General features: G+C 36.7%; 16 protein-coding genes and 1 pseudogene. 13 read left to right on the forward strand and 4 right to left on the reverse strand.

The window, feature by feature from the left end:
* Positions 1-50 precede the first annotated feature (50 nt).
* From ES765_RS22380 to ES765_RS15015, 7 genes and pseudogenes are all read left to right on the forward strand, one after another.
* Positions 51-287 (forward strand): annotated as a pseudogene (locus tag ES765_RS22380) (integrase core domain-containing protein); the annotation flags it as partial.
* A gap of 267 nt (positions 288-554) precedes the next feature.
* A complete protein-coding gene (locus ES765_RS14990) occupies positions 555-1,751 on the forward strand; it encodes a helix-turn-helix domain-containing protein (protein WP_138115126.1) in 1,197 nt (398 codons plus the stop codon).
* Positions 1,752-2,068: 317 nt separating this feature from the next.
* On the forward strand, positions 2,069-5,158 hold the full coding sequence (locus ES765_RS14995; RefSeq protein WP_138115127.1) for a SusC/RagA family TonB-linked outer membrane protein: 3,090 nt from the start codon (positions 2,069-2,071) through the stop codon (positions 5,156-5,158).
* Between the two features lie 4 nt (positions 5,159-5,162).
* Positions 5,163-6,665: a SusD/RagB family nutrient-binding outer membrane lipoprotein gene (locus tag ES765_RS15000; protein WP_249356487.1), complete on the forward strand. Its 1,503-nt coding sequence runs from the start codon at positions 5,163-5,165 to the stop codon at positions 6,663-6,665.
* An 11-nt stretch (positions 6,666-6,676) separates the two neighbouring features.
* Positions 6,677-7,180 (forward strand): hypothetical protein, encoded by a 504-nt coding sequence (locus ES765_RS15005; RefSeq protein WP_138115129.1) that lies wholly within the window; start codon positions 6,677-6,679, stop codon positions 7,178-7,180.
* A gap of 54 nt (positions 7,181-7,234) precedes the next feature.
* Positions 7,235-7,588 carry a hypothetical protein gene (locus ES765_RS15010; protein WP_138115130.1) on the forward strand — a complete coding sequence of 118 codons (354 nt, stop codon included), beginning with the start codon at positions 7,235-7,237 and terminating at the stop codon, positions 7,586-7,588.
* A gap of 2,102 nt (positions 7,589-9,690) precedes the next feature.
* Entirely contained in the window at positions 9,691-10,716 is a 1,026-nt protein-coding gene (locus tag ES765_RS15015) for an Ig-like domain-containing protein (protein ID WP_171017315.1), read from the forward strand.
* 482 nt (positions 10,717-11,198) lie between these two features.
* Here the strand turns inward: ES765_RS15015 and ES765_RS15020 are convergent, their stop codons facing one another.
* Positions 11,199-11,993: a type II toxin-antitoxin system HipA family toxin gene (locus ES765_RS15020; protein WP_138115132.1), complete on the reverse strand. Its 795-nt coding sequence runs from the start codon at positions 11,991-11,993 to the stop codon at positions 11,199-11,201.
* A gap of 1,623 nt (positions 11,994-13,616) precedes the next feature.
* Between ES765_RS15020 and ES765_RS15035 the strand changes: the two genes are divergently transcribed.
* The gene (locus tag ES765_RS15035) at positions 13,617-16,598 is read left to right on the forward strand and encodes an ice-binding family protein (protein ID WP_138115133.1); all 2,982 of its coding nucleotides are present in this window, start codon (positions 13,617-13,619) and stop codon (positions 16,596-16,598) included.
* Positions 16,599-17,017: 419 nt separating this feature from the next.
* On the opposite strand, the gene ES765_RS22385 is transcribed toward ES765_RS15035, so the two are convergent.
* Genes ES765_RS22385 through ES765_RS15045 form a run of 3 tightly spaced genes read right to left on the reverse strand, consistent with a single transcriptional unit; the run spans position 17,018 to position 19,267 of the window.
* Positions 17,018-17,386 (reverse strand): hypothetical protein, encoded by a 369-nt coding sequence (locus ES765_RS22385; protein ID WP_249356490.1) that lies wholly within the window; start codon positions 17,384-17,386, stop codon positions 17,018-17,020.
* Positions 17,387-17,430: 44 nt separating this feature from the next.
* Complete coding sequence (locus ES765_RS22390) at positions 17,431-17,610, reverse strand: hypothetical protein (protein WP_249356491.1); 180 nt, start codon at positions 17,608-17,610, stop codon at positions 17,431-17,433.
* A 31-nt stretch (positions 17,611-17,641) separates the two neighbouring features.
* A complete protein-coding gene (locus tag ES765_RS15045; RefSeq protein WP_138115134.1) occupies positions 17,642-19,267 on the reverse strand; it encodes a BCCT family transporter in 1,626 nt (541 codons plus the stop codon).
* A 371-nt stretch (positions 19,268-19,638) separates the two neighbouring features.
* Between ES765_RS15045 and ES765_RS15050 the strand changes: the two genes are divergently transcribed.
* The 5 genes from ES765_RS15050 to scpA all read left to right on the forward strand — a co-directional run bounded on the left by ES765_RS15050 (position 19,639) and on the right by scpA (position 25,898).
* Entirely contained in the window at positions 19,639-20,589 is a 951-nt protein-coding gene (locus ES765_RS15050) for a DUF4382 domain-containing protein (RefSeq protein WP_249356493.1), read from the forward strand.
* Positions 20,590-20,873: 284 nt separating this feature from the next.
* A complete protein-coding gene (locus ES765_RS15055) occupies positions 20,874-21,026 on the forward strand; it encodes a YqaE/Pmp3 family membrane protein (RefSeq protein WP_138115135.1) in 153 nt (50 codons plus the stop codon).
* A gap of 406 nt (positions 21,027-21,432) precedes the next feature.
* Positions 21,433-22,212: a DUF6503 family protein gene (locus ES765_RS15060; RefSeq protein ID WP_138115136.1), complete on the forward strand. Its 780-nt coding sequence runs from the start codon at positions 21,433-21,435 to the stop codon at positions 22,210-22,212.
* Positions 22,213-22,366: 154 nt separating this feature from the next.
* Entirely contained in the window at positions 22,367-23,743 is a 1,377-nt protein-coding gene (locus ES765_RS15065; protein WP_317131428.1) for a methylmalonyl-CoA mutase subunit beta, read from the forward strand.
* On the forward strand, positions 23,736-25,898 hold the full coding sequence (gene scpA / locus ES765_RS15070) for a methylmalonyl-CoA mutase (protein ID WP_138115137.1): 2,163 nt from the start codon (positions 23,736-23,738) through the stop codon (positions 25,896-25,898). Before ES765_RS15065 ends, scpA begins: the two co-directional genes overlap by 8 nt.
* Positions 25,899-25,936: the final 38 nt, after the last annotated feature.

A 25,936-nucleotide genomic window follows, 5' to 3' on the forward strand; every position in this document is an offset into this window, starting at 1 on the left:
GGGTACTTATTCCTTTCTTTATTCTAAATTTAAAACATGGAAGGAGTTTAAGTTATGATGGAAGGGTAAAGCAAAGTATGAGCAGAAAAGGAAATTGTGGGGTCAATGCAGTCGCCGAAAGTTTTTTTAAGAGCTTAAAAGTTGAATGGGCATACAAACATGATTATGGTCTAAGGTCCGATGCGGAGCTATCCGTCTTTCAAAGGATATAAACTTGGTACAACAGAAAAAGAATGCATTCAACATTAGGATACAAAACCATAGAAGAATTTAAAAAGGAAATATAAAATCAACAAATAGCTGTATGAACTTTATCTAATTGTCCACTTTTTTGTTGCAAGTCCAGATTACTAGAATGGTAAGCGATGATAAAATAGACCAATCAGAAATAATGAGTAACTAACTACTGACCTCTATAAGGTTAAATTGCGAATATTAGAATATCTTCAATTTACGTATGAAAATTTCATCTGTTAAAATCAAGGCACATAAAGCTCTATCTCTAATATCTCAATTTAAAACCTACCTTGTAGGAAATTATTTGCAGCTGATTCATGAAGATGATAATTTCATATGTTTGTTTCATATGCCCAAATTTTCGGGCAACGGCTCTTGGCTTACAAAGCGAGGGAGCCCCTACTATTCAGTATGACCTTTTAAATTATTTTTTTGCTATTGTTGGCATACTTGGTTTGATACTTGGGCTTTATATCATTGTGAGCTATAGAAAAAAAGACAAACACAATATTTTTCTTGGCATTTTTACAATGACGACTGCTTTAGTACTTCTTGAACTTGTGCTTTATTGGCTCGATGGCATATCCTATAATCCAAAAGTTTTCTTTTACAAATGTCTAGTTTTTTTATGGGGTCCCACCTTATATCTTTACTTTGAAAACAAGGCTTTTCCTACAAAATGTATAGATTTAAAACCCTCAATTTCTAAACATTATGGAATTTTTTTAGTTTCAATACTACTCTTATTGCTTATCGGCAACACGAACGTAGTAACCGAGATACCAAAATATGGAATCTTATGGGCGGCGCTAGAGTTTGTGTCTAATACTTGGATAAAATCGGCCTACTGTGCATTTTACTTTGTGTTAATGATAAGACAATACCTACGTGATAAAAAAGAATTAAACCGCATGGGAAGGACTTGGGCAAAAACTTTGATTACATTTTTCACCCTTGTTTTCTTACTTGTGATTTTAAGAGCTAAATATGCAGAATCAAATGATTGGGACAATATAACGAAGTATTTGGCAGCGTATTTATTTGCCACGTTTATTATAATTATAGGCTTTTTGAATATTATTTTCCCTCAAAAACCTGAAGAAATAAACGACAATAACCAACTTTCAGATGAAAAATATAAAAATAGTGGCTTAACCGAAGACATGGTAAAAGCGTTGAAAGAACAATTGATTGTTGCAATGCAAGAAGACAAACTATTTCTTGACCATACCGTTAATCTTCAAAGTTTAGCAGACTCATTAAATACTGATCGCTATAGTCTTTCACAGGTGATTAACCAAGAGTTCGGAAAAAACTTTTATGAGTTCATCAACGACTACCGTATTGCAGAGAGTGTAAAAATTATAAAACAAAATCCAGAAAGAATTGAACTCGTAGTTGATTTAATCTACGAATCAGGTTTTAACAATAAAGTATCTTTCTATAAAGCTTTTAAAAAGCGAAAAAAAATGACTCCCGCAAAATATATCAAGGAATATTCTACTACTTCTTGATGAACATTTAACATATTCTTTAATTATCCCAATAAAACCTTAAATCTTCTTAGTAATTACAAACATCTTATTTTCAGTATTTTAAAATAGAAGTAAACGTTAATCTAAATCGTATTGCCGTTAACTTAGGTCGGTAGTAAGCGATATTTTAGTTTTTAGCTATTTCTTTAGACGTAAAGTTATAGGGGGCGGTACTCTTCAAAACATTAATGGTTTTGATCTTATTTTTCTATTTGGATTAGCTGCCAATAAAATAATGTTGCCCCTTTTTAACCAACCTTATACAAAAACTAAATACTAACACTCAAAAGAATTCCATGAGAACAAAAACAAGAGGTATTCTAACGCTATTATTGGCGTTTGTCGTTCACCTGTCGTATGCGCAAGACAAAGCGGTTTCGGGTACCGTTACTGACCAAACAGGTATACCGTTACCAGGTGTGAACATAATTGTAAAAGGAACCATCAATGGTACCCAAACCGATTTTGATGGTAACTATGCCATTCAAGCCGCAGAAGGTCAGCTATTGGTATTCTCCTATATCGGTCAAAAAGAAGTAAGTCAAACCGTAGGTACAAGTACTACAATTAATGTACAGATGGAAGAGAGTGCTGAGCAACTTGGCGAAGTAATTGTTACCGGAGCGCTTGACATAAAGAGAAGTGCTAGAGAACTAGTAGCCTCTGTAGCCTCACTAGATACCGAAGATATCACAAAAACCAGAGCCGTAAATGTAGCTACAGCAATTGTCGGAAAAGTTTCAGGATTACAAATCAATACTGTAAACAGCGGTGTTAACCCTAGCACTCGTGTTGTATTGCGTGGTAACAGATCTTTATTGGGTAATAATGAAGCACTTATCGTAGTAGATGGTTTTCCATCTTCGAGAGGTGTATTAGATCGAATTTCCGCAAGTGACATTGAAAATATAAGTGTATTAAAAGGTGCTAACGCAGGAGCCTTATATGGTAGTGATGCTACCAATGGGGTAATCGTTGTTACTACCAAGTCAGGTAAAGGTCCATTGTCGGTCACCTACAATACGTCTTATCAAATGGAAACTGTTGCCTACTTGCCAGAATTTCAAGAGAAGTTTGGTGCAGGTGGTTTTCCTGATGGAACTCTTTATCCCTTAGAGAATGTAAACTGGGGTCCTAGATATGATGGTAGGCTAGTAGACGCAAGTGAGACCTTAGATGATGGTCGCGTTTTACAAGTTCCGTTTACCCCTATTAAGAATAGAAACAGAGATTTCTTTAATACAGGTTCAACGATTAGACATGGTGTTACCGCTGGAGGTGGTGATGACAAAGGAGATTATTTCATGTCTATAGATCAAACCAACACTACTGGTACTGTACCAAAAGACACATATAACCAAACAAACTTCAGACTGAAAGGAAGTCGAACTTTAGATAAATTAACAGTAGGTGGTAACCTTTCGTTTTTCCGCTCTCATGCCAATACAGTTGGGGCAGGTGGTAGACAAAACCGCCCCGTATATTGGAATGTAATCAACACGCCTTTACATATTCCTTTGAACGATCCGGAATGGAGAAATTGGAGGACTGGCGAATTTACTAGGAACGAAGTTTCGTATTACCGTTTTTATGAAAACCCATGGTTTATCATTGATACCCAACGAGAAAAAACTGATTTAGCAGAATTTAATATTCTTGCCAATGCTAAATATGAGTTTAACGACTGGATATCTGCATCTATACGTTCTGGTTATACCGGAAATTCAGCCAGTTTCAAACGTGAATTTGGCGCTTTTAACTATGCCTTTCATCTGCAAGACACGTATTCTGAATTAGGGGAATATGGGGCCAGAACAGCAGACAATATTGCGCAATTTGAGCGCTTCAATACAGATGTACTACTTCAGTTTAATAGAGATATAACTGAAGATTTTACAGCCAAGTTAATTTTAGGTCAAAACATTAGACATGAGTCTTCAAAATTCATAAATGTAAGTGGTCAAGATTTAATTATCCCTGATTTTTATAACGTAAGTACGAGAACTGGAGAATTGCAAGGTGGTGAGAGTTCTACATTGCGTAGAAAATTCGGTTCTTATGCTGACCTTACACTTAGCTATAAAAGATACCTAAACTTAAACCTAACAGGTAGAAATGATTGGTCTTCGACACTACCAAAGGGTAATCAATCTTTCTTTTACCCAAGTGCAGGTCTTTCTTTTATAGCTACTGATGCTTTTCCATCTATAAAAGGAGATCGTGGCATTGGTTATTTGAAACTTCGGGCTAGTACTACCAGAACAGGTAATGATCCTAATATATACCAAACGCAGGGTACATTCTTTGCTCCAGGTAATTTTCCTTATGGAACCACAGCTGGGCTTTCACAATCAGTTCAAGAGCCAGCTCCAGATTTAAATCCGGAGTTTACCACTTCAACAGAAGCTGGTTTTGAAATGCAACTCTTTAGAAATAGACTTAAAATCGAGGCAACCGTTTATAAATCAAATTCTACAGATCAAATAGTACCTATTAACGTTTCTACCTCTTCGGGTGCTGTTAGTAACACCATCAATGTTGGTGAAATAGAGAACAAAGGTATTGAGCTTGATGTTAGTGGTACCGTTTTTCAAAACGAAGACTTTAAATGGGATTTAGGCACTAACTATTCAGGTTTTGAATCAGAAGTAATATCACTAATTGATGGTGTAGATGAATTGGACATTGGCGGTTTTGGCGATGCTCAAATTATTGCTAAAGTAGGCCAGCCCTATCCGCAAATTCGAACAAGCGCTTATTTACGTGATCCTCAGGGAAGAGTAATCGTTGGTACTGATGGAGATCCGTTGCAGGATACTAAAAATCAAATTCAAGGTAAAACCACACCTGATTTCACGGTTGGAGTATACTCGAATATTGTTTATAAAAACTGGAGTCTTTACGCGGTAGCCGACTACCGAACAGGTCACGTGTTTTTTAATGATATCGTAAACGCATTAGAATTTACAGGTCTTACGAAGCACAGCGCAAGTTCTGACCGTCAGCCTTTTATATGGCCCAATTCAGTATATGAACAATCAGGAACTTTTGTAGCTAATACAACTAGACCCACTTCTGGTGGTGGTAATGCGTTCTGGGATAAGTACAACGAGGTAAAAGAAAATTATGTGATTGATGCTACAACTTTGAAGATTAGAGAACTTGCGTTGTCGTATACTTTTGATGATAAGACCTTAGATCAAATTGGGTTAAGCAACATTACTTTAGGGCTTTTTGGTAGAAACCTCTTCACTTTTAGACCAAAGGACAATGTGTATACTGATCCTGAATTCAATTTCACAACAGGAAACGCCATTGGGGTTGGTACTCAAGCGCAATTGGCTCCTACAAGATCATACGGTGTCAACCTAAGTATTAAATTTTAAAAAAATGAAAATGAAAATAAATAATATAATTAAACATAGCCTAATTGTAGTGTGCTCAATGTTACTGCTAGTTGGCTGCGATGATTACTTGGATGTCAATGACAACCCGAATAATCCGCCCATATCAACACCAAGCTTAACTTTACCTGTTGCGCAACAGACGTTTGCCACCTTAAATGGTACTTCCATGGTGTATCTCGGTCAATTTATGACCTATAACTGGACCACCCCATCAAACTGGTCTGCAAATCAAAATTTGATTCGGTATAATTTTACGAACCAGCAGAGTACAAATATTTTTGAGACCTCTTATGCTAGTATTTTTAAAGATCTGACCTATGTTCAGAACTACGAAGATCCTACAGGTGCGTCTGATTATAGTGCATATGACGCTATAGCACAGACGATAAAGGGCTTTCAATACCAATATTTGGTTGACCTTTATGGTGATATACCTTTTACAGAGGCTAACCTTAGGGGAGCGAATAGAACTCCAAAATATGATGATGCCGAAACTGTATACAAAGCTACAATTGATAGCTTAACGAATGCAGCAACGTTAGCATTGAATCTCCCTGATGGAGCTGCGGACCCTGATAGCCAAGATATTATTTTTGGTGGAGACATGGTTTCTTGGGCACAATTTGCGAACACCATTAAGTTGAGAATGCTGGTTAGACTTAGCAATACTGGTCAAGATGCTTATATTAAAGATCAAATAAGCTCGATCAACGCCAATGGCGCTGGCTACATTGATTACGATGTTAATGCTAATCCTGGCTATTCTGATGATTCGGGTAAACAAAGTCCTTTTTGGGGCTACATCGGCCAAGGTCCGGGAGGTACTGATATTGATCGTAATGATTTTACAGTTGCAACAGATTACATATTAGAGTTATTAGATTCTTATGGTGATGTTAGAGCTACTCAATTATATGCCGAAGCCGCAAACGGTGGCTACAAAGGTGCTCCACAATCGACTATACTACCTGGTACTGGTTTTACCTCTAATGACCTGTCAAAAGTTGGACCTGGTCTTTTACTTGACTTTGATCAAGATCAACCAATTATGATATTATCTGAAAGCTTGTTTTTACAAGCTGAGGCAGTTCAACGTGGCTACATCACAGGTGGTGATACCGCCGAAAACTTGTATAATAGTGCTATTGAAGCTTCATTTGAATATTTAGGAGTCGAAGATGCAACTGTAGCTGCACAAGCCTACTATGCACAAGCGATTGCTAATGTTTCATGGGGTTCTTCAACAGATAAAATAGAGGCCATTATCACGCAAAAATGGATTGCATTAAATGGCACCTCTTCCATTGAACCATGGATTGAGCTTACTAGAACAGGTTTCCCTACAAACTTGCCTATTCCGGCTGAATCTGACGGAGTGCGACCAGTGAGGCTTTTATATCCTGACACTGAAGTTTCTACGAATTCGAACAACGTACCAGCACAAACCAAAACTGATGTATTCACTAACAATCCATTCTGGAAATAAAATATAAAAAAATGAAAAACATTAGATATATAATGAATTATACAGTCGGTTTGCTAATGGTACTCGCGTTAGTATCTTGCGATGCTATCTTAGACCAAGATGAAACTGATTTTGGAACAGGATCAAATACTGTTGGTTTTGAAAGTGGCTTTACTACTTTAAAGGCTGTTGCTGATGGACAAACTGTATCATCTGGTATCCCTATTATTATTCAAGGGCCATCGGTCTCAAAACTTAAAGGAGATGTAACTGTTTTGGTGAATCTAGACCCTAGTTCTACTGCAATCGAAGGTGTTCATTACACTCTTGATTCAAACAATATAGTCTTATCACCTAGCTCATCATCACTTTCGCCAAGTGGCGCGGGTGTTCGTTTGGAAGGTACGTTGCCAGTAACAATAATTACTGCAGGTATTCAGCCACCGTTGGATACCCCACCAGTTCTTAATTTTACCATAACTGGAATTTCTTCAAGCGAAAATGTTGTACTCAACGACCTTACACAGCAAGTTTAAGCCACTATTGGGTATTCGTGTGCATTTAATATCGCAGACTATGAAGGAACGTATATGGCGACTACGGATGAATTTGGCATATACATCAGCCAAGCAGAAGCGTTTGAAGTTGTTACAGGCCCGGGAACAAACCAAGTAACTTTAGTAAATGTTGCAGCACACCCTGAAGCATTTGACGTAGTAGTTGATATTGACCCAGTAACAGGTGGTGTAACGGTACCTAAACAAGTAGCATTAAATTACAACAATTTTGGATCCACCCAATATGGAGATCTTAGCTGGGAGGCGTCTGGTGGCAGTTCTGGCTCAACACCTGGTAATTGTATAGGTATTATTGATTTTACTGCTACCTATACCGTTGGCGCAGGCTCTTTTGGAACTTTCAGAACGGTTTTTGAAAAACAATAATATCAATCACAACATTGTGTAAATGATTTACATTCTATAATTATGTTGAGTTTAGTTAGTAGAGACTGTCTGGAGAGGCAGTCTTTTTTTTTACGAAAATTTAAGGAGTAACTAAAAGGATTACTAGCAATTATTGTTATGCTAACTATTATCAGCTATAGGTGATTCACCTTGAGTCTTTTTTTGCAACCAAATAAAGTAAAACTATGGAGAACTAATATAACCATCAACTTCTCGTAATAAACGTACAATTATTATCCGAAGAGTAGGTAAAGATTTAAAAGTAATAAACTCTGTACAAAATGTACTTTTTATAAAGAGTTATTTGTGTTACACAATTTTTATTATCTTCCTTGAAAGTTTCAAAAAAGGATTGATTATCAATAAATAATATTGCATGAAAATAGAGGTAATCATCAATTATTCAGTGGATTAATAAAGCTCAGTAAAGCTATTCGAGATGGCCGCCCTAACCACCACCAATCACCTTATTTTATTTTAAAATCTGGAAATGTAATAAGTCAATTTGAATTTCTAACTAGGGCTGAGTATTTGAATAAACTAGAAAAACGCAAGTATTTCGATATGGATATTGACCTTGCATGTCAATTTGAAGCCTTGAGAATTACTTAAAAATTTAAACAAAATGACGTTGGCGATACTGAAAATTTTTACATTATTGGCTATGCAGAATCATTGATTCTGAAAATGTATGTCTAGAAAAGATTAAAAGACTGGAAAATAGAAGGGTGAATAGAATTCAATATAAAGACGAGTTAGGGCACAATCCCGGTGAACTAAAAGGAAATGAAAAGTTTAAATAAATGAGGTATATGGTCATGAAAATACTGTATTCCAATATTAGAAGTGTATCATTATTTTTAAAGTATTTATTAAATACCTAAGCAGTTTCAGAAAATTTATAACCTAATTACTTATTTTTAAATTAATTATGTAAAACCAATAGAAATCTATAGGTTAAACTAGAGAAATAAAATCGTTTAAGTAAGCTGAGTAGTTTATAACATGATATCGATATTGAGTTGTCGAATCTTCCATCCTTCACCCAAGAGAGAAGAGAGCTTTGGGATAAGACCTATGCTTTCCATAAATATCAAATACGTAAAGGAATAAAAATAATGTCTTTAGATATCCCGAGTCGCTTCGAGTTTTTAGATATCGCTGAATATTAAAGTATTGGAGTTCAAATAAAGGATAGTTCATGGCATTGTGGCTGTATGGTTAGGTAAGAGTCATTATAATGGTTCGAATCAATTCGATGCCTAGCTAATGGCATACAGAATAGATAATTCAAATAGAGGATGAAAGAAGAAGAACTAGAAAAAATAAATCCTATTCTTAAGGAAACGTTTTAACCGTTGCTTAAAAAAGGATTTATTACCGAAGAAGAATTCAATGAGATAATTACTTCCGAAATATCCAGTCCAATACTTACAAGGTCAACTTATTCGGCCGGTCTAGAACAAACGAGATTGAGACAGCAATGAAACTAGACCATGCAAAGTCTAGATAAAGGTTAGGACACCATGTCGGCGAACCAAAACAGAATTAAAAGAATAAATGTAAAATAACCATTATGTCTGAACCAGAATTGAACAATGGTCAAAGCATCACATATATAGACCAATATTAAACTGTAGAAGCCAGAGTAATCTATGCCAGAACAATAGAAGGATTCAGTGCATTTAAAATTCATGTGAAAGGTAGGCCGGTAGTTATAACCAAGGATTTTAAAATGATGTGGGATAAAGTAAATGAGCTGATTGGGAAATATCAACTGAGTGAGTCAAAGTCCAAATAAAGAATGGAATTTTATTGTCGTCTTAAAGGGCTTTTTAAATCAAAAGAGTATTACCGGTATTTGTGCAACTCTAAGACATCAAAGTTTCAATGTGCAAAACAGCAGCATGGACGTCTATACTTGGGCTATGGTGAGAATTTTTGGTTGTTTGTAATCTTATAAAAATCACCTCATTTCCCCTTTTACTTACCACATAAAAATTGTCTTACACCTATAAATATGGAGTACTCACAACTTATTTTTTTTTTACAAATGGTTATCTTTTAGGTTTGGTTGTTATATGATGTGCCTAAAACCAAATACCCATTCTACTTTAACGGAGCTATCTCTTTGCGTATCGGTCTGGTTATTATGTACAACAACATTTTTGATTGCCCAAAAAGCACCCCCAGTGGCTAATGATGATGTTTATGTGACCGGTCTGAATACAACCTTGGATGTAAATACCGCCAATGGTTTACTCACAAACGATACGGACCCCAATGGCACTGTTGGACTAACGGTTCGTGCCACTCCTGTTAGCGGTCCGACCTCTGGGGCTGTGACACTAAATGACAATGGAAGTTTTTCCTATACACCTGCCTCCGGTTCTATCGCCTCTGCTAGCTTTGAATATCTAGTTTGTGATGATGGTACACCTGATATCGTTATCTCACGATTTGATTTCGACACTGCATCGCTAACCAGTGCAACGGTCGGGCCAGATGCTATTTCCATAGATGCTGATGCAACACAGGTAGGATGTGGTATTCATATACCACCAGGGCAAGGTGGTGGTAGCAAAGGTCTCGATTTAGTCATACCCAATACGGGGAATATTTTTGATTTTACCAGTTTTCGATTTGATTTTGAATACCGCGACCAAGAAAGTACCGCAGATATCGCTACAGCAGGAAACTTTCGAGTCTACCATATCACCGGGAATCAATTAGGGCTGCGCGTATCGGTCATTAATGGCAGTACAGGATTACCGGCCAACTACACCGTTACACTAGGGAGCTTTTTGGCAGGCAATATACCGTACACGGTTGAGTATGATGAGCTTACCGGAAATGTTATCTATACTGCCAACGGTAACACAACCACCACCAATATGGCTCCGCCGTATTCAAGCCTTGATGTAAGTTTAGCAACAAATATTACTATTGGTAGGCTTATGGATAATAGTGGGACGGCACTTTCTGCCCTATGTAGCATAGCATTTACTGACACCAGTATACTGTGTGATACGGGCATGGTTACTATAGACATAATCACCTCGGTTATCACTAATCGAAATATTACCTACAGGGTAAACCGAAATTAAAAAGGAGACTTACGAAGTTTAGAAAAACACCGAACAAATAGGTGTGGTATGCTTTAGTTCGTTTAGAAAGCTAACTGTCCCTTTTATTGAATTGATTTTTAAAGCCTGATATTTTTACTTTTTAATAGGTTTCAAACACAAAAGAAGATTTCAAGCTTCTGAAATATGGCCGTAAAGGGAGTATGGTCGTCGTTTAGAAACTGGACCGGTTAACAAAAAGCCTAATTCATTTTACAAATTTTATTGATTATACCAATGAATTTTTAAATAAGTTCGAAAGGACTAAAGCTTCATTTCTATATACTTCGCTAAGTTATCCCACCTCCAGCACTTATCTTTTCCCTCATTGCGCAAGCTACATTCACTATAAAATAAGAGCTTCCGGTTCCGCTCAATACAGATTGGGATTATTCAGCCCTGTACCGTTTATTGAAGCATAAGCAATCACAACCCGTATTTTTTCACCTCCTGTCTATCACCATCTAGGTTTTAGTAATTAGTGTATTGGAATCAATACTAACGAAAGAATCTTTGGCATAAATTTCCCAATCAGCAATCTCACTTTTTACTTCTTCAATAATAGTTTCAGAGTTTTTAACCCCAAAGGTATTTGCCAATTCCAACAAATATTGCTGCCGGGGAGCTTTGCTTTCCCCTGCAACCATGGCGATATACATTCCCTGCATTGAATTTGAAAGGGTAAGATTATTGGCCGGCGCCAATTTCCATGCTCCATTAGGATTCATTAGAAAGGAAATATTCTTGCTGTGGTCGTCGCGGTTATGACGATACACATTGAATGCTGCCAACCGAAGCACTTTTGAATAGGCCGCAACATGATTTTCATGCCTGAATGCACAATCCATTACATTTCCGTAGTCAATATTGCTATAATGAAAATTGTCATTTAGCAGTCCGCTCGCTGAACGCAAGTGCAAACGGCTATTGTGTATTCTATCAAATCTTTTAGTTGCTAAATAGGATGCTCCTGAGGGTATTTCGAATAGTTTGCATTCTGACATTTCAACACCCGCAGCCAAAGCCATATTATAATAGGCGTATTCTATTTGAGTGATATCCTGTAAATCGTTAAAAGACGGAAATTTTACAATCCAATGTTCATAACCTTCAGGGAGTTCTAACGTACCATGAATAAGATGATTGTTTTCCTTATGGTAGCCCACTAAAATTTTCGGTCTTACTCCAACCGAGGAGTCTCCAAGATTATATAGTTCTTCTATGATGTCAGAAGGTGTAACGGCCAATACCTTATTCATCTATTGAGAAATTTCGTCCAGATCTAAAAGAGTGTCGGCCTGAACCTCTGAGTTTAGCCTATATAGGTTAGAGCGCCCATACCGCTAGAACCTATATAGGCTACGATCTAATGGGTAATTTGATATAGAGATATTCCTTTTGATGACAATGTTCTATTCAATAACAACCTGCCCCAACCATCTGGGAGTGAATCGCTTAATATGCCAAAGAGCCCATCAAAAATAGAGGTTTCAGGAGTTAGAATAACATCGGAAAGTATCAGTTGAAATTGAAAAATAGCTAAATCGCTGACAATAAAAGTAGCATCGTATTTAAAAAAATAGCTCCATTATCGACTACCATTTGACTAACTGGAATAGGAGTGTTTTTAAAATGGAGGTAAACTTCTAATCGTTGAATTGGTTCCATCAGCTTTTCCTTTTTGAATCCAATAATTTCTCAATATGTTTAAGATTTTCATCTGGCTTCAGTATACTTTCAAAATTCGATAACCGACCTAGGACGAATACAAGTTTCAAAAGTGATTCTAAAGAAACTTGCCCACTGGTTTCAAACCGTTTTAAGCTGCCTAGGGATACTCCAGAGCGTTCTGTTAGTTCCGTTTAGGACAGTCCCCTTTGTTGACGAAGCATTTTACGTTTGTCTGCAATTTCTATGCGAATATCTATTGGAAGTTTGTCGACACTGTACTTATTCATAATGGAGATGATATATTAGCTTGTAATTATATTTATTATTTTTTACATAGTAATACTTCAACCGCTTCAACCAACACTTTTACGTCAAATTTACGGACATAGGCCTTAGTAGTCAGAACACTTTAAGGTCTCAATGCCCGAACTTATCGATTAATCACTATACCTCATTTTTCATAAGCCCTTCGATACGTCTCTTGCGATTTTCGACCAAAAGAACCCCTTTAACGTGTCTGAATGTTGGGAATCTATGATAGGTATAATCAACGATATAATGTTCTGATGGTAGTCTCCTTCAGGGAATAGTGCTTTTCAATTGACACCTTATCGTACTTCGATGGATACCAATATTTTCGGCTATGGCTGTCTGTGATAATCCTACTATAGGTAGTGATTGTATTTGAAACTTTTATCATTAGAAAAAGTTGACTAGAATTTTTTAGTACAAAATGAATATTAGTATTGATTATAAAATAGCAGAATCTAGCTCCAACTGTTTTAAATAGTCGTGCTGCACTTATGACTTGAACTTAGATATTAATAGTGACTTAAAGTATTTCAAACCAATGAATTTCAGTCAATATATTTTGGTATAAACGTTGGTGAACTTATAAAATAATTCCATTAGTCGACACTTTACAGGCGTTCAGCTACACTTACGCTTACACCTACCGAAGCTAAATAATAGCACTGATTTATAGTCGTATTTTTCCTACACTAAATTAATGTACAATATAAAATAACTAGTAGATAAATAGTTCAACGGATAATTATATATAAACTATGGGTCATTGGTTCATAGGTTGTTATAATATATATAAGATATTCAGGTACGAATTCAACTGGTAAATAATAACATTATTTTATGTAGGAATTTACGTACAAATATATTATATTACGTTAATCTACTTTCTATAACCTCTCGAGATGAACAAAAAATTACTTTTCAATTTAACAACTATCGCACTAGTATCCTTTTCTAGTATAAGTTTTAGTCAAACATTTGAATTAGGAACACTTTCCTCTTTTGAAACTTATACTGGATCTGGAGCTATTACAAATGAAGGAGAAGTTACAGGCGATGCAGGAACAAATGCTGGAATAATTAGCGGTTCCGGATTTGATGCTGCAAATGGGTATACTGGTACCATATACAATAATGAGCCTAAAACTGTTGAGGCGAGAATAGATTTGCTTAGGGTATATATTCACCTTAGTGATGTTTTTGTAACACATCCTACTGGTGCTGTTAATGCCCATACTCCTGCTTTTGGGGGCGGCGAAACCATTACCTCAGGAGTATACTCCATAGGCGGTGCCGGGTCTATTGGTGGAGCTCTTACTCTTGATGGAGGAGGAGATTCAAATGCCTATTTTATAATCAAATTTGAAGGAGCACTTACAGTAGGGGTAGGATCAACAATTACGTTAACTGGTGGAACACGAGCTGCGAATGTTTTTTGGATTGCCGAAGGTGCTATATCTGTTGGGGCAAATTCTGCTTTAAAAGGAACGTTATTTTCCCATAATGGTGCTGTTAGTCTTGGCGCAAATTGTACTATAGATGGAAGAATCCTAGCCACAGAAGGAGCAATAACTATAGGGGCCGGTAGCGTGGCAGCTACGCCTGCTGGTGATAGTACCATTCCTATAAAATGTTTAGGGTTCTGTTCACCTAACCCTCTTGTTGATGTTTTAGGAAGCGTTGGTAGTTATGCCCTTTTTACCAGTGATGGTGCTTTAGCAAATGCAGCTACTTCTGGAGTTGTCGGTGATATTGGCACAAATAAGGGAGCTATAAGTGGTTTTTCAACTTCAACTCATGTTGGTTTTTTTAATACACCAAATGCTGATACAGCGCAAGCTGCACTTGATTTAGATTCTGCGTACAATCAACTAATGGACTTGCCAAATACCCCAGGACTTTCCCATACACCAGCCTTTGGAGCAGGAGAAACGGTCTTTCCTGGGGTATATTCTATTGGAGGTGCAGGATCCTTAGCAGGAACTATCACTTTAGACGCTATGGGAGATCCCAATGCAATATTTGTTTTTAAGTATGCAGGAGCGTTTACGGTAGCGGCACAGTCAAAAGTAATTTTTACGAATGGAACGCGCCGTTGTAATGTTTTTTGGATTGGTGGTGCCGGAATTGCTTCTGGTGCTGTTTCTATCGGAACTTTTACGTATATGAAAGGGACGGTTATTTCTCATGGCGGAGCAGCCACTATGGAAGCAAATGGAAATCTAGAGGGCCGATTGCTTTCTACAGGTGGAGCAATAGGATTTAGTACTGGTGTAGTTTATAATGACACCCTTTGCTTTGAGCCTATTCAAGTTACTGGTTCAAACCAAGAAGGATGTTTTGATGATGTTCAAACCCTTACTGCTACCGCTACTACTAATATTACTAGTCAAAATATTGTTTGGTATGACGCTCCAACTGGTGGTAATGTTATTGATTCACCAACACAAGAGGGTATTGGAGCTGTAACATATTATGGCGAGGCTTTTAACGGTGCCTACGCTAGTGAAGCTAGAGCTGCTGTTACTTTAACTATAAAAGATTGCCCTTTTATTATTGTCCTAGACGATGATTATGACGGCATGACCAATGAAGAGGAATATTGTACAACTAGCAATGCAACGTTTTTAGTTTCTCAAGATGTCGGTGCCAGATTGGTGGTAGTAACTCATACGGATACTGGATATCTTCGCTTGGATTTTTCCTCCATGGACAATTCGTTTCAACTTGATATAAATGGTACAACGGTTCACCCCTCGGTTTTGGAATTTGAAAATGGGGCACTAGGGGCAGGGGAAGAATATTTTGTTTTTCAGTCTGATAACACTTTTATAAGCAGCCCTTGGGTGGCAAACACCAATGGGTTACCTCGCTTACGTCTTATTGTAGACGAATTGGGAAAGATTACTTTTTATGGCACAAGAGCTTCTACCTCCACTTCACTTGAGATTATACAGGCACAAGCTAGTACACCTTTTAATACAATTAACTGGATTCCAGGCTCTAATAACAGCTTCACCATAACTAATCAATCAGGGCCCGGTCCAGAAGGATTCACGGGAGTATTATTCGCTAGTGCTCTATGCGACTCTGACGGAGATGGAGTAATTAATAGTTTGGATTTAGATTCGGATAATGATGGCATCTACGATATAGTCGAATCAGGTGTATTAGATGTTTCGGGAGTTAACGATGTAGATAACGATGGTATAATCGATGGGGTGGCGTCAGATTTTGGTAACAACGGACTACATTCGAATATCGAAGATAACGATATGGCAAACGCCAATTTAACTTATACGATAGCTGATTCGGATGTTGATGGAATCTATGATGCTTTTGAGATAGATGCAGATAACGATGCTTGTAATGATGTTTTAGAAGCTGGATATTCTGATACTAATAATGACGGTATTTTGGCCGCATTATCCACAGTCGTAAATAGTAATGGTTTGGTAACGGGGTCAAGTGTTATTGACGGATACACTACACCAGATGATAACGATTCTAATAGCACGTATGATTTCCAAGAAGCTTCATCGTTGCCAACGATTACGTTACAGCCCATGAATTCTGTGATTTGCCCAGGTTGTAGCTCAACATTTTCGGTTACGCCTGCAGATGCAACTTCTTACCAGTGGCAAATCTTCAATGGAACCAGCTGGCTCGATTTAACAAATACAGGAATACACAGTACTACTACTACGGATGCTTTATCGATTACCAATGCTACATCGGCTGATAATGACAATCAATACAGGGTCGTTTTGGCCAAGAATAACTATGTATGCGGCACGACGATATCCAATACTGCGACCTTGACTATTCGGGGAAACACGGTCATTACCAACCGAAGAAGAACGTATAGGGTAAAAAAGAATTGAATATTTACCATAGTGTAACATTTGAGCTAGCTAAATAGATATGTCATAACTAATCACTAAGTCCATAGTTTATGTCATCTTAGAAAGGAAATACTGGCTGAAATCAAAGTCAATCTCTAGTTAATTTCAATATTTTTTGAGCGTTTGGGTCAAGTTTTAATTTACTCCTTCTAGATCCTGATTAAAAAGTTCCTCGGTAACGCTTCCGACAAGTAAGGAATAGAAGGTATTTCTCCCTTTGTCTCCAACAAGAATAAAATCTACACTAGAAGTTACAGCTTTGATACGTAGTTTTTCTGCAACCCCGTTATCTCTTCCCTGAATAATCTCTGTAGTTAACTCCCCTTTAAATCCAATTTTTTTTATGAATTTCTCATATTTTTCCTTTAAATTACTTTCTACTTTCTACTTTCTACTTTCTACTTTCTACTTTCTATTTTCGAATCGAGATGTTCTTTTGGAATGTACGGAGAGAATTGTACCGGTACATTGTATACAAGTACTGCTCTTACCTTAGCCCCTGTGGTTCTCTGTAAATTTTCAGCTACTTCAAAAGCCTTTTTTGAGGCACTAGAAAAATCTGTTCCCTGCCAAATATTGGTAATAACCCGTTTGGGACTTTTAGAGATAGACAAAATAGTACATTTAAGTAGACAGAGTAATTTTCCGCTAACCACTCCGGTGCCTTTTGAATTGTTTTTATTTCCGATTAAAGCGAGCTGAATCTCATATTTATCAATACTATAATTGATGAGGGATTCAGAATAAGGATCTTCTGAAATAAGCACTTTCCATTGTGCTGAAGATGTAAATTTCTCTTCTACCTTTTCATTTAATTCTCCTCAATTATTTCGTCAAGGTTAAGGTTCTTTAATTGTTCTTCAAATAATTCTAAGATCTCATATTTTTTAATATTATGTATAAAATACACTTTTTTAACCTTAAGGGTTTTGGCAATAAATGATGCATACTCAATTAAGGTACTATCAATAGCTGAAAGATCTAAGGCCACCAAGATGTTTTTATTTCAGTGATTATTCAAATTATTTACTATTATTTTGCTGATTTGTATTTCGTTTTTTAACGATGGCAGAAACTATTTCCTCGTAGTTTTCAAGTTCTTTTTGAGATTCCCGCTTTTTTAGTTTCCGCAGGTCTTCGCTTAAACCTTTGTAAAGTGAAAAGCACATGATTATTAAAATAACGGCAAAGGGCAATCCTGTTACTATAGTGGCTGTTTGAAGTGCCTGTAACCCGCCGCCTATTAAAAGAACCGCTGCTATACCACCTTCGGCAATGGCCCAAAATATTCTCTGCCCCACAGGCGCATCAATTTTACCTCCAGAGGTTAAACTGTCTACCACCAAAGATCCAGAATCTGAAGACGTTACAAAAAATCCTGCAATTAAAATTATAGCTATAATATTAAGAATAAATGCGAAAGGATAATCTTCCATAAATACAAACAAGGCAGTCGCAACGTTATTGTTTACTGCATTTACAATAGTATCGTCTCCAAGAAGCGCCTGATGTATCGCTGTGCTTCCAAAAGCTGAGATCCAGAAAAAAGTAACTATAGAAGGCACTAGTAAAACTCCCAAAATAAACTCACGCACGGTACGCCCTTTTGAAATACGCGCAATAAACATTCCTACAAAAGGAGACCAAGCAATCCACCATCCCCAGTAAAAAATAGTCCAAGCATTTTGCCAATCGGTACCGGTATAACTTTCTGTCCAAGTGGCAATTTCAAGAAAAGCGGAAAAATAGTTCCCTGTATTTTGCACGAAAGATTTAAAAATAAAGATTGTTGGTCCTAAAACCACTACTACCAAAAGAAATAGCACGGCTATTCTCATATTCCATTCACTCAAAACTCTCACCCCTTTATCAACTCCCAAAACAACTGAAATGGTAGCAATTAAGGTTATTCCAGCAATTAGAATAATTTGGGTTTGTACACCGCTATCTATTCCGAAAAGGTGATTTAAACCGGCTGCAATTTGTTGAACGCCCATTCCTAAAGAAGTTGCAAGACCAAATAAGGTAGCGAGTACAGCGAAAATGTCTATAGCGTCTCCAATTTTTCCGTAAATTTTATCTCCTAAAAAAGGATAAAAAACAGATCTGATAGTAAGTGGAAGCCCTCGAGAATATGTAAAATATGCCAAAGATAAGCCTACCAAAGCATACACCGCCCAAGCGTGAAAACCCCAGTGTAAAAAGGTAAATTTCATAGCTTCCTTTGCTGCTTCGGCAGTTCCGCCTTCTGCCATCGGTGGACTCAGAAAATGATAAATCGGTTCTGAAATACTCCAAAATAATAATCCAATTCCCATTCCGGCACTAAATAGCATCGCGAACCAGGAAAGGGTTTTAAATTCCGGTTTTGCGCTTTGCCCTCCAATCCGTAACTGCCCAAATTTACTGAAGGCCAGATAAATCATAAATATTAGAAAAATATTTACGCTCAATATAAAAAACCAACCCGCCTTCTTTGCAACAAAATCCTGGGTTGCAGTAAAATATTGTTCTGCCCCATCTTTAAACATCAAGGTTAATGTTATTATAATGATGACGGTAATAGCCGAAGTGAAAAACACAGGACCATTCACTTCCAAGCCAAAAATGGATTTTCTCTCATCACTTCGTATTATCTTCTTAGCCATAGAGCATGTTATTTTTGATATAATTTAATTTCGCTGAGAGTTTGAAGTCCTCGTTATTATATATAAATTCTAAAAATAGTAGCCAATATTAATGTTAAACCTTGCTTCCCATTTGGCATCCGGATTTCCTTTGGAGAAGTTGTCTAAAAAATTTCCACCTAACCAAGAATGATTGTATCCCGCTGCATAAAAGTAAAATCATCTTCGAATATTTTTTTGATTTGATCTGCTTAGTAAAATTAGGTTGTTGCTGTGTTATTGCTGAATGTCAACACCTGTAAAAACACGAGTTAAGAAAAAATTAACAGCACCCTCAGTAGGGTATTTCTCTATTCCGTTGTTTTACTACCAAACATATAAAAATTAAAAGTATGAGAAATTATTTGAAGACTGTTACTGTTGTTTTTATTTCAACATTGTTAACCGTTTCATGTAGTACTAATGATGAGGAAGATGCAAATATGGATGCCGAGTCGTACGATACTACGTTTAAGATTACCGATGCCCCAATTGATAATGCGAATGTAGAAGCCGTATTCGTCACTGTTTCAAGTGTGAAGGTCGACGGTACAACTTTAGAAGGTTTCAATAGAACAACCTTTGATTTGGCTGCATTGGTCAATGGTGAAACCGAGACCCTCGGTAATTTAGAACTAGAAGCAGGGTCTTATTCTAATATTGAACTTGAATTGGATTACGCAACTGATGCAGCGGGTAATACCCCCGGATGTTATGTTGAGTTGGCTAATGGTGAAAAAGACCAATTAGAGGCTTCTGCCAGCAAAATAAGCATAACAGATACGTTTGAGGTATTCGCAAGTACTACGAATGAAATCATTATTGATTTTGATTTAAGAAAGACTATCAAAGAAGAGCAAGGTACGGTATCAAACAATTTTGAATTTGTTTCGATGTCAGAATTAGCAGCAGGTATTCGAACAGTAAATGGAGAAATGGCCGGTAAGATTTCTGGTTCGGCAAACGACCCTGAAAATACATCTGATAAAATCGTTGTTTATGCATACGAAAAAGGAACATTTAATGCAGACCTAGAAAACGAGGGCCAAGGGGAAAGTAATGTTATGTTCGCTAATGCAGTAACCAGTTCAGAAGTTAGTGGTTTGAATAATGGATATAACTTAAGTTTTCTTAAAGAAGGTGAATATGAATTAGTCTTCGCATCTTATGCTCAAGATGGAGATAGTTTTGGTTTCACAGCTCTATTGGAAGTAGAATCTACTACAGGATTAAATCTTGGTGTCATTAATATTACATCAGCCGTACAGATTAACGCTAATGTAACTATTACGGGAACTAAATAAGACTGTCTAAAATTCGAGAAATCAAGAAAGCCTTATCACTATGATAGGGCTTTTTGTTTGTCATATCACTTTTTAAGTTTATTATGCTAGGGTAAATCACTCAAGAATTTTTCATTCCTCTATTTCAAAATTTTGAAAAGGTAGCTAGTGAAATTAGGGAGATATTAAAAGAAGAAGTGGTCACAGATTTTTAATCATTCACCCTTTAGGGTCAGTATTGTCTTGATTCGAGTTAAGTTAGGAGTGTTGTTACCAGTATATTTGAATGAATCAAAATTTTAAAAATGTCACTACTAACAATAATTTTAAATATTCTTTTACCTCCATTAGCGGTTTTCATGAAACATGGTATTGGTACAACCCTATTAATAAGTATTCTATTGACGTTACTTGCTTGGTTGCCTGGTGTAATACATGCCTTTATTGTCAATAAATAAATTCTTATACTAACTATTAGTCTTGCCTACACATGTGGAAGGTATAATGGATTAAAGCCGAATGGTTGTCAATTTTCGTATTGATTAATTATCCGGCTTTTTCATTGGTTGGCTTCAATTTATAAAGACGGGTCTGGTTTGAACTTTTTTATTCTCTCATTAGCGTTATAAATCAATATATTTTAAGATTGATGAGGTGTTTCTGAAAACCTGAATTATTTGATTTTTAACTTACATCTGTAACCAAATTATTTATTAATAATATCTTTGCTCGGTTAGGATTAAACGTTCCATTCGACAAAACTATTCAGTTAGTTATGATTAGGTGCGTTATCTTAAATATGTAATTCAACTTTAATTTTATATTTTTCAGAGTATGAATCAATTTGTTAAAATAGTGACAGTTATGCTACTTTTATTAATGGTAGGGTGTAAAGATTTGCAAGACAATGATAAGAATGCATCGACTCTTGAAAAATCTGCGCAAGAATTTAACGACGAAAATGCGCATGCTATAGTAAACGAAGCAATTAAAGCGCATGGTGGCACCTTTTATGATTCCGCAAATTATCAATTCGTATTTCGCGGTAAACTTTACACGTTCAATAATAAAAATGGATTTACGTATACCGTAAATTCATTAGATAGTTTAGGAAATCGGATAGAAGATAATTTACAGAATGGTAAGTTTAATAGAACTGTAAATGAAGAATTTGTAGAATTATCAGAAAAGGATGTTGCCAAGTACAGCAATGCTTTAAACTCGGTCATTTATTTTGCAACCTTACCTCATAAATTAAATGATACGGCGGTACATAAAGAGAATGTAGGCGAAGCGGTAATTAAAGGGGAGGATTATGATGTTGTAAGGGTCACTTTTGGGAAGAAAGGTGGCGGTACAGATTATGATGATATCTTTATGTATTGGATAAATAAAAAGTCGCATTACATTAATTATTTAGCATACAGTTATAGCGTGGATGAGGGTGGAGTCCGTTTTAGAAGCGCTTATAATCCTAGAACTATTGATGGGATACGATTTCAAGATTATGTCAATTGGGAAGCTCCCGTTGGTACGCAATTAGTACAATTGCCTGTGATGTTCGAAAATGGGCAGTTAAAAGAATTGTCAAGAATTGAAAACGAAGATGTGCAGAATTTAAATCACATTAATGTAGAGGAGTAATTTAGTAAGTACGCATTTTTACAAATGCTATAAATTAAGCCAACAATTTTCTTGTTGTATCTTTGATAGGTGCTGTTTGAACATTTGATTACAACTCAAATACAACTCAAATACAAGTCCAATTAGCCTGAATCATAATTTAAAGTTGGCGTATATGATGGGTAAAACCTTATTTGACAATTTCCGGGAGGTTTCTGCTAAAGAGTGGAAGCAGAACATACAATATGATTTAAAGGGTAAGGATTATAATGAGAAGGTTGTCTGGGATTCTCCAGAAGGCATAAAAGTAAAACCGTTTTATCATGCTGATGATTTTCTAGAACAGAACACCATACTAACTACGGACTCACGAACGTGGAAAATAGGACAAGATATTTATGCGGGAAATGCAATAATGGCCAATGAGGCGGCTCGTAAATCATTAAAAAAGGGTGCCGAAGCTATTCGTTTTATAATTCCATCAACCGATATAAACGCAAGCACTCTTTTGAACAATATTGATTTAAACACTAATTTGGTATATCTAGATATGCGATTTTTGTCCAAAGAGTACATATCCAATATTTTTAAAAACATTTCAAATGCGAATACTATTCGGTTTCAAGTTGATCCAATAGGCCATCTTTCTAAGACTGGAAATTGGTATCAATCTTTGTCTTCAGATTTGGCTATTCTTAATGAACTGGCACAATTAAAGGTTGATAACTTAGTAAGCGTTGATCTTACCCTTTATGAAAATGCTGGGTCAGATATGACACAACAATTGGGGTACGCATTGTCTCATGCCAACGAATATTTGAACCAATTTAATAAAAATGGAAGCCTTGATAAGCTAAAGGATATTGAATTCAAAGTAGCAGTAGGTGGAAATTATTTTTTTGAGATTGCAAAGATAAGAGCATTGCGAAAGCTTTGGAAAATACTAGCAGGTGCGTACGAAGTATTCCCAAATTGTCACATAACGGCAATTCCATCAAAACGGAACAAAACTATTTACGATTATAACGTGAACATGATTAGGACAACTACAGAATGCATGTCCGCAGTTTTAGGTAGTGCAGATACCGTGTTTAATTTGCCCTATGATACCGTGTATAAAAAGGATAATGATTTTGCAGAACGAATTGCGCTCAATCAATTAGTGTTATTAAAAGAAGAAAGCTATTTCAATAAAGTCGAAAACCCTGCAGAGGGTAGTTATTATATTGAAACGATAACGAATCAGTTGGCAGAAAAAGCATTAATTATTTTCAAAACTATTGAAAAGGAGGGTGGTTTTCTACACCAACTAAAGAACCATTCTATACAGAACAAAATAGCTGATAACGCAAAAAAGCAACAAGAAAGTTTTAGTGCTAAAAAGGCAGTTTTGGTCGGCACAAATGCTTATCAGAATGGAGAAGATATAATGGGAGGTGAATTGGAAATTTATCCGTTCGTGAAAAAGAATCCTAGAAAAACATTGATTACGCCCATCATTGAAAAACGATTAGCAGAAGAATTGGAGCAAAATCGTTTGGATCATGAGTAGAAAGAATTTGCAACATATCAGTTTAAAAGACGTAAGCATTGAAAAAAACAGCTCTAAAAAAGGGAAGGTAGCTTCAAGTAGTGAATCATTCTTCACAGCTGAAGGTATCTCGCTAAAAAGCAGGTATTCTGCGAAAGATTTGGAGGATGTTGAACACCTGAATTTTGCAGCAGGAAATCCGCCATTTTTACGAGGGCCCTATTCAACGATGTATGTACAACGCCCTTGGACCATACGACAATATGCAGGTTTTTCTACAGCTACAGAGAGTAATGCGTTTTACAGAAAAAATTTAAAAGCGGGTCAAAAAGGACTATCGGTTGCATTTGATTTGCCGACCCATAGAGGGTATGATAGTAATCATGAACGCGTTGTAGGTGATGTTGGTAAGGCTGGTGTGGCAATTGATACGGTAGAGGATATGAAAATTTTGTTCGATGGTATCCCGTTGAATGAAATATCGGTTTCTATGACCATGAACGGGGCTGTTCTACCTATTATGGCTTTCTATATTGTTGCAGCTGAGGAGCTTGGCGTATCATTAGATAAATTGTCTGGCACGATACAGAATGACATTCTTAAAGAGTTTATGGTGCGTAATACCTACATCTATCCACCAAAACCTTCAATGCAATTGGTGGCCGATATATTTGAGTATACGAGTAAGTATATGCCTAAATTCAATAGCATAAGTATATCTGGGTATCACATGCATGAAGCTGGGGCACCTGCACATTTAGAGTTGGCGTATACTTTGGCCGATGGTTTAGAATACATAAGAACTGGTTTAAATGCCGGATTGAAAATTGATGATTTTGCGCCGCGACTATCTTTCTTTTGGGGAATAGGGATGAACCATTTTATGGAAATTGCAAAAATGAGGGCGGCAAGAATGCTATGGGCAAAGGTAGTTAGGGAATTTAATCCTAAGAACGAAAAATCTCTAATGCTGAGAACACATTGTCAAACGAGTGGTTGGAGTCTTACTGAACAAGACCCGTTCAATAATGTAGCACGAACCACTATAGAGGCTTCTGCTGCAGTGTTTGGAGGAACGCAGAGCTTACATACAAATGCTTTAGATGAGGCAATAGCGCTACCCACTGATTTCTCTGCGCGTATTGCAAGGGAAACTCAATTATACCTTCAGCATGAAACCAATATCACCAAAACTGTTGATCCTTGGGCAGGGAGTTTTTATGTGGAAAAACTGACGCATGATTTAACGCATAAGGCATGGGAACTTATGGAAGAGGTCGAGAACCTTGGAGGGATGACTAAAGCGATTGAAACGGGAATTCCGAAAACACGTATAGAAGAAGCTGCCGCAAGAAAACAAGCGCGTATTGATAGTCTTCAAGATGTAATTGTAGGGGTGAATAAATACCAGTTGACAGCCGAAGATGAACTTCAAATATTGGAAGTTGATAATCAAGAGGTACGAAGACAGCAATTAGAACGCTTAGAAAAAATAAAAGCCGAACGAAATATTGAAAATGTAACACAATGCTTAAATACACTTTCAAAAGCAGCTAAAAATAAGCTGGAAGGAAGTGATTCGGAAGAAAATTTATTAGCTTTAGCAGTAGCTGCGGCTAGAGAACGAGCTACTTTAGGAGAAATCAGCAGCACCTTAGAACAGGCATTTGGAAGACATAAAGCAGTTATTAATTCATTCACCGGCGTGTATTCAAAAGAAATTAAGGAAGATAAAAGCTTTAAAAAAGCACAAGAGTTGGCAGACCGTTTTGCGGAGCAAGATGGTCGTCGACCCCGTATATTGGTTGCCAAAATGGGGCAAGATGGTCATGACCGTGGCGCAAAAGTAGTTGCTACGGGGTATGCTGATTTAGGTTTTGATGTTGATATCGGACCTCTTTTTCAAATGCCCAAGGAAACCGCAAAACAAGCTGTAGAGAATGATGTACATATTTTGGGAATTTCTTCCCTTGCTGGGGGTCATAAAACTTTAGTGCCAGAAGTGATAAAAGAATTGAAGAATTATGGTCGTGAGGATATTATGGTCATTGTTGGTGGCGTAGTGCCAAAACAAGATTATACATTTTTAAAGGAGGCTGGTGCAACTGCGGTTTTTGGACCTGGCACTAAAATTAGCGATGCAGCGATACAGATATTAGAGTTGCTTTTAGAGTAAGCTCATCAAAAAATTTAAAATAAGAATGGCCGAACAAA

The sequence above is a fragment of the Maribacter sp. ACAM166 genome, from assembly GCF_005771495.1.
GTDB lineage: Bacteria > Bacteroidota > Bacteroidia > Flavobacteriales > Flavobacteriaceae > Maribacter.

Excerpts from the sequence above, each read along its gene's own strand:
- ES765_RS14990 (WP_138115126.1), top strand. The coding sequence starts at position 555 with ATGAAGATGATAATTTCATATGTTTGTTTCATATGCCCAAATTTTCGG.
- ES765_RS14995 (WP_138115127.1), top strand. The coding sequence starts at position 2,069 with ATGAGAACAAAAACAAGAGGTATTCTAACGCTATTATTGGCGTTTGTC.
- ES765_RS15000 (WP_249356487.1), top strand. The coding sequence starts at position 5,163 with ATGAAAATGAAAATAAATAATATAATTAAACATAGCCTAATTGTAGTG.
- ES765_RS15005 (WP_138115129.1), top strand. The coding sequence starts at position 6,677 with ATGAAAAACATTAGATATATAATGAATTATACAGTCGGTTTGCTAATG.
- ES765_RS15010 (WP_138115130.1), top strand. The coding sequence starts at position 7,235 with ATGGCGACTACGGATGAATTTGGCATATACATCAGCCAAGCAGAAGCG.
- ES765_RS15015 (WP_171017315.1), top strand. The coding sequence starts at position 9,691 with ATGATGTGCCTAAAACCAAATACCCATTCTACTTTAACGGAGCTATCT.
- ES765_RS15020 (WP_138115132.1), bottom strand. The coding sequence starts at position 11,993 with ATGAATAAGGTATTGGCCGTTACACCTTCTGACATCATAGAAGAACTA.
- ES765_RS15035 (WP_138115133.1), top strand. The coding sequence starts at position 13,617 with ATGAACAAAAAATTACTTTTCAATTTAACAACTATCGCACTAGTATCC.
- ES765_RS15045 (WP_138115134.1), bottom strand. The coding sequence starts at position 19,267 with ATGGCTAAGAAGATAATACGAAGTGATGAGAGAAAATCCATTTTTGGC.
- ES765_RS15050 (WP_249356493.1), top strand. The coding sequence starts at position 19,639 with ATGAGAAATTATTTGAAGACTGTTACTGTTGTTTTTATTTCAACATTG.
- ES765_RS15055 (WP_138115135.1), top strand. The coding sequence starts at position 20,874 with ATGTCACTACTAACAATAATTTTAAATATTCTTTTACCTCCATTAGCG.
- ES765_RS15060 (WP_138115136.1), top strand. The coding sequence starts at position 21,433 with ATGCTACTTTTATTAATGGTAGGGTGTAAAGATTTGCAAGACAATGAT.
- ES765_RS15065 (WP_317131428.1), top strand. The coding sequence starts at position 22,367 with ATGATGGGTAAAACCTTATTTGACAATTTCCGGGAGGTTTCTGCTAAA.
- scpA (WP_138115137.1), top strand. The coding sequence starts at position 23,736 with ATGAGTAGAAAGAATTTGCAACATATCAGTTTAAAAGACGTAAGCATT.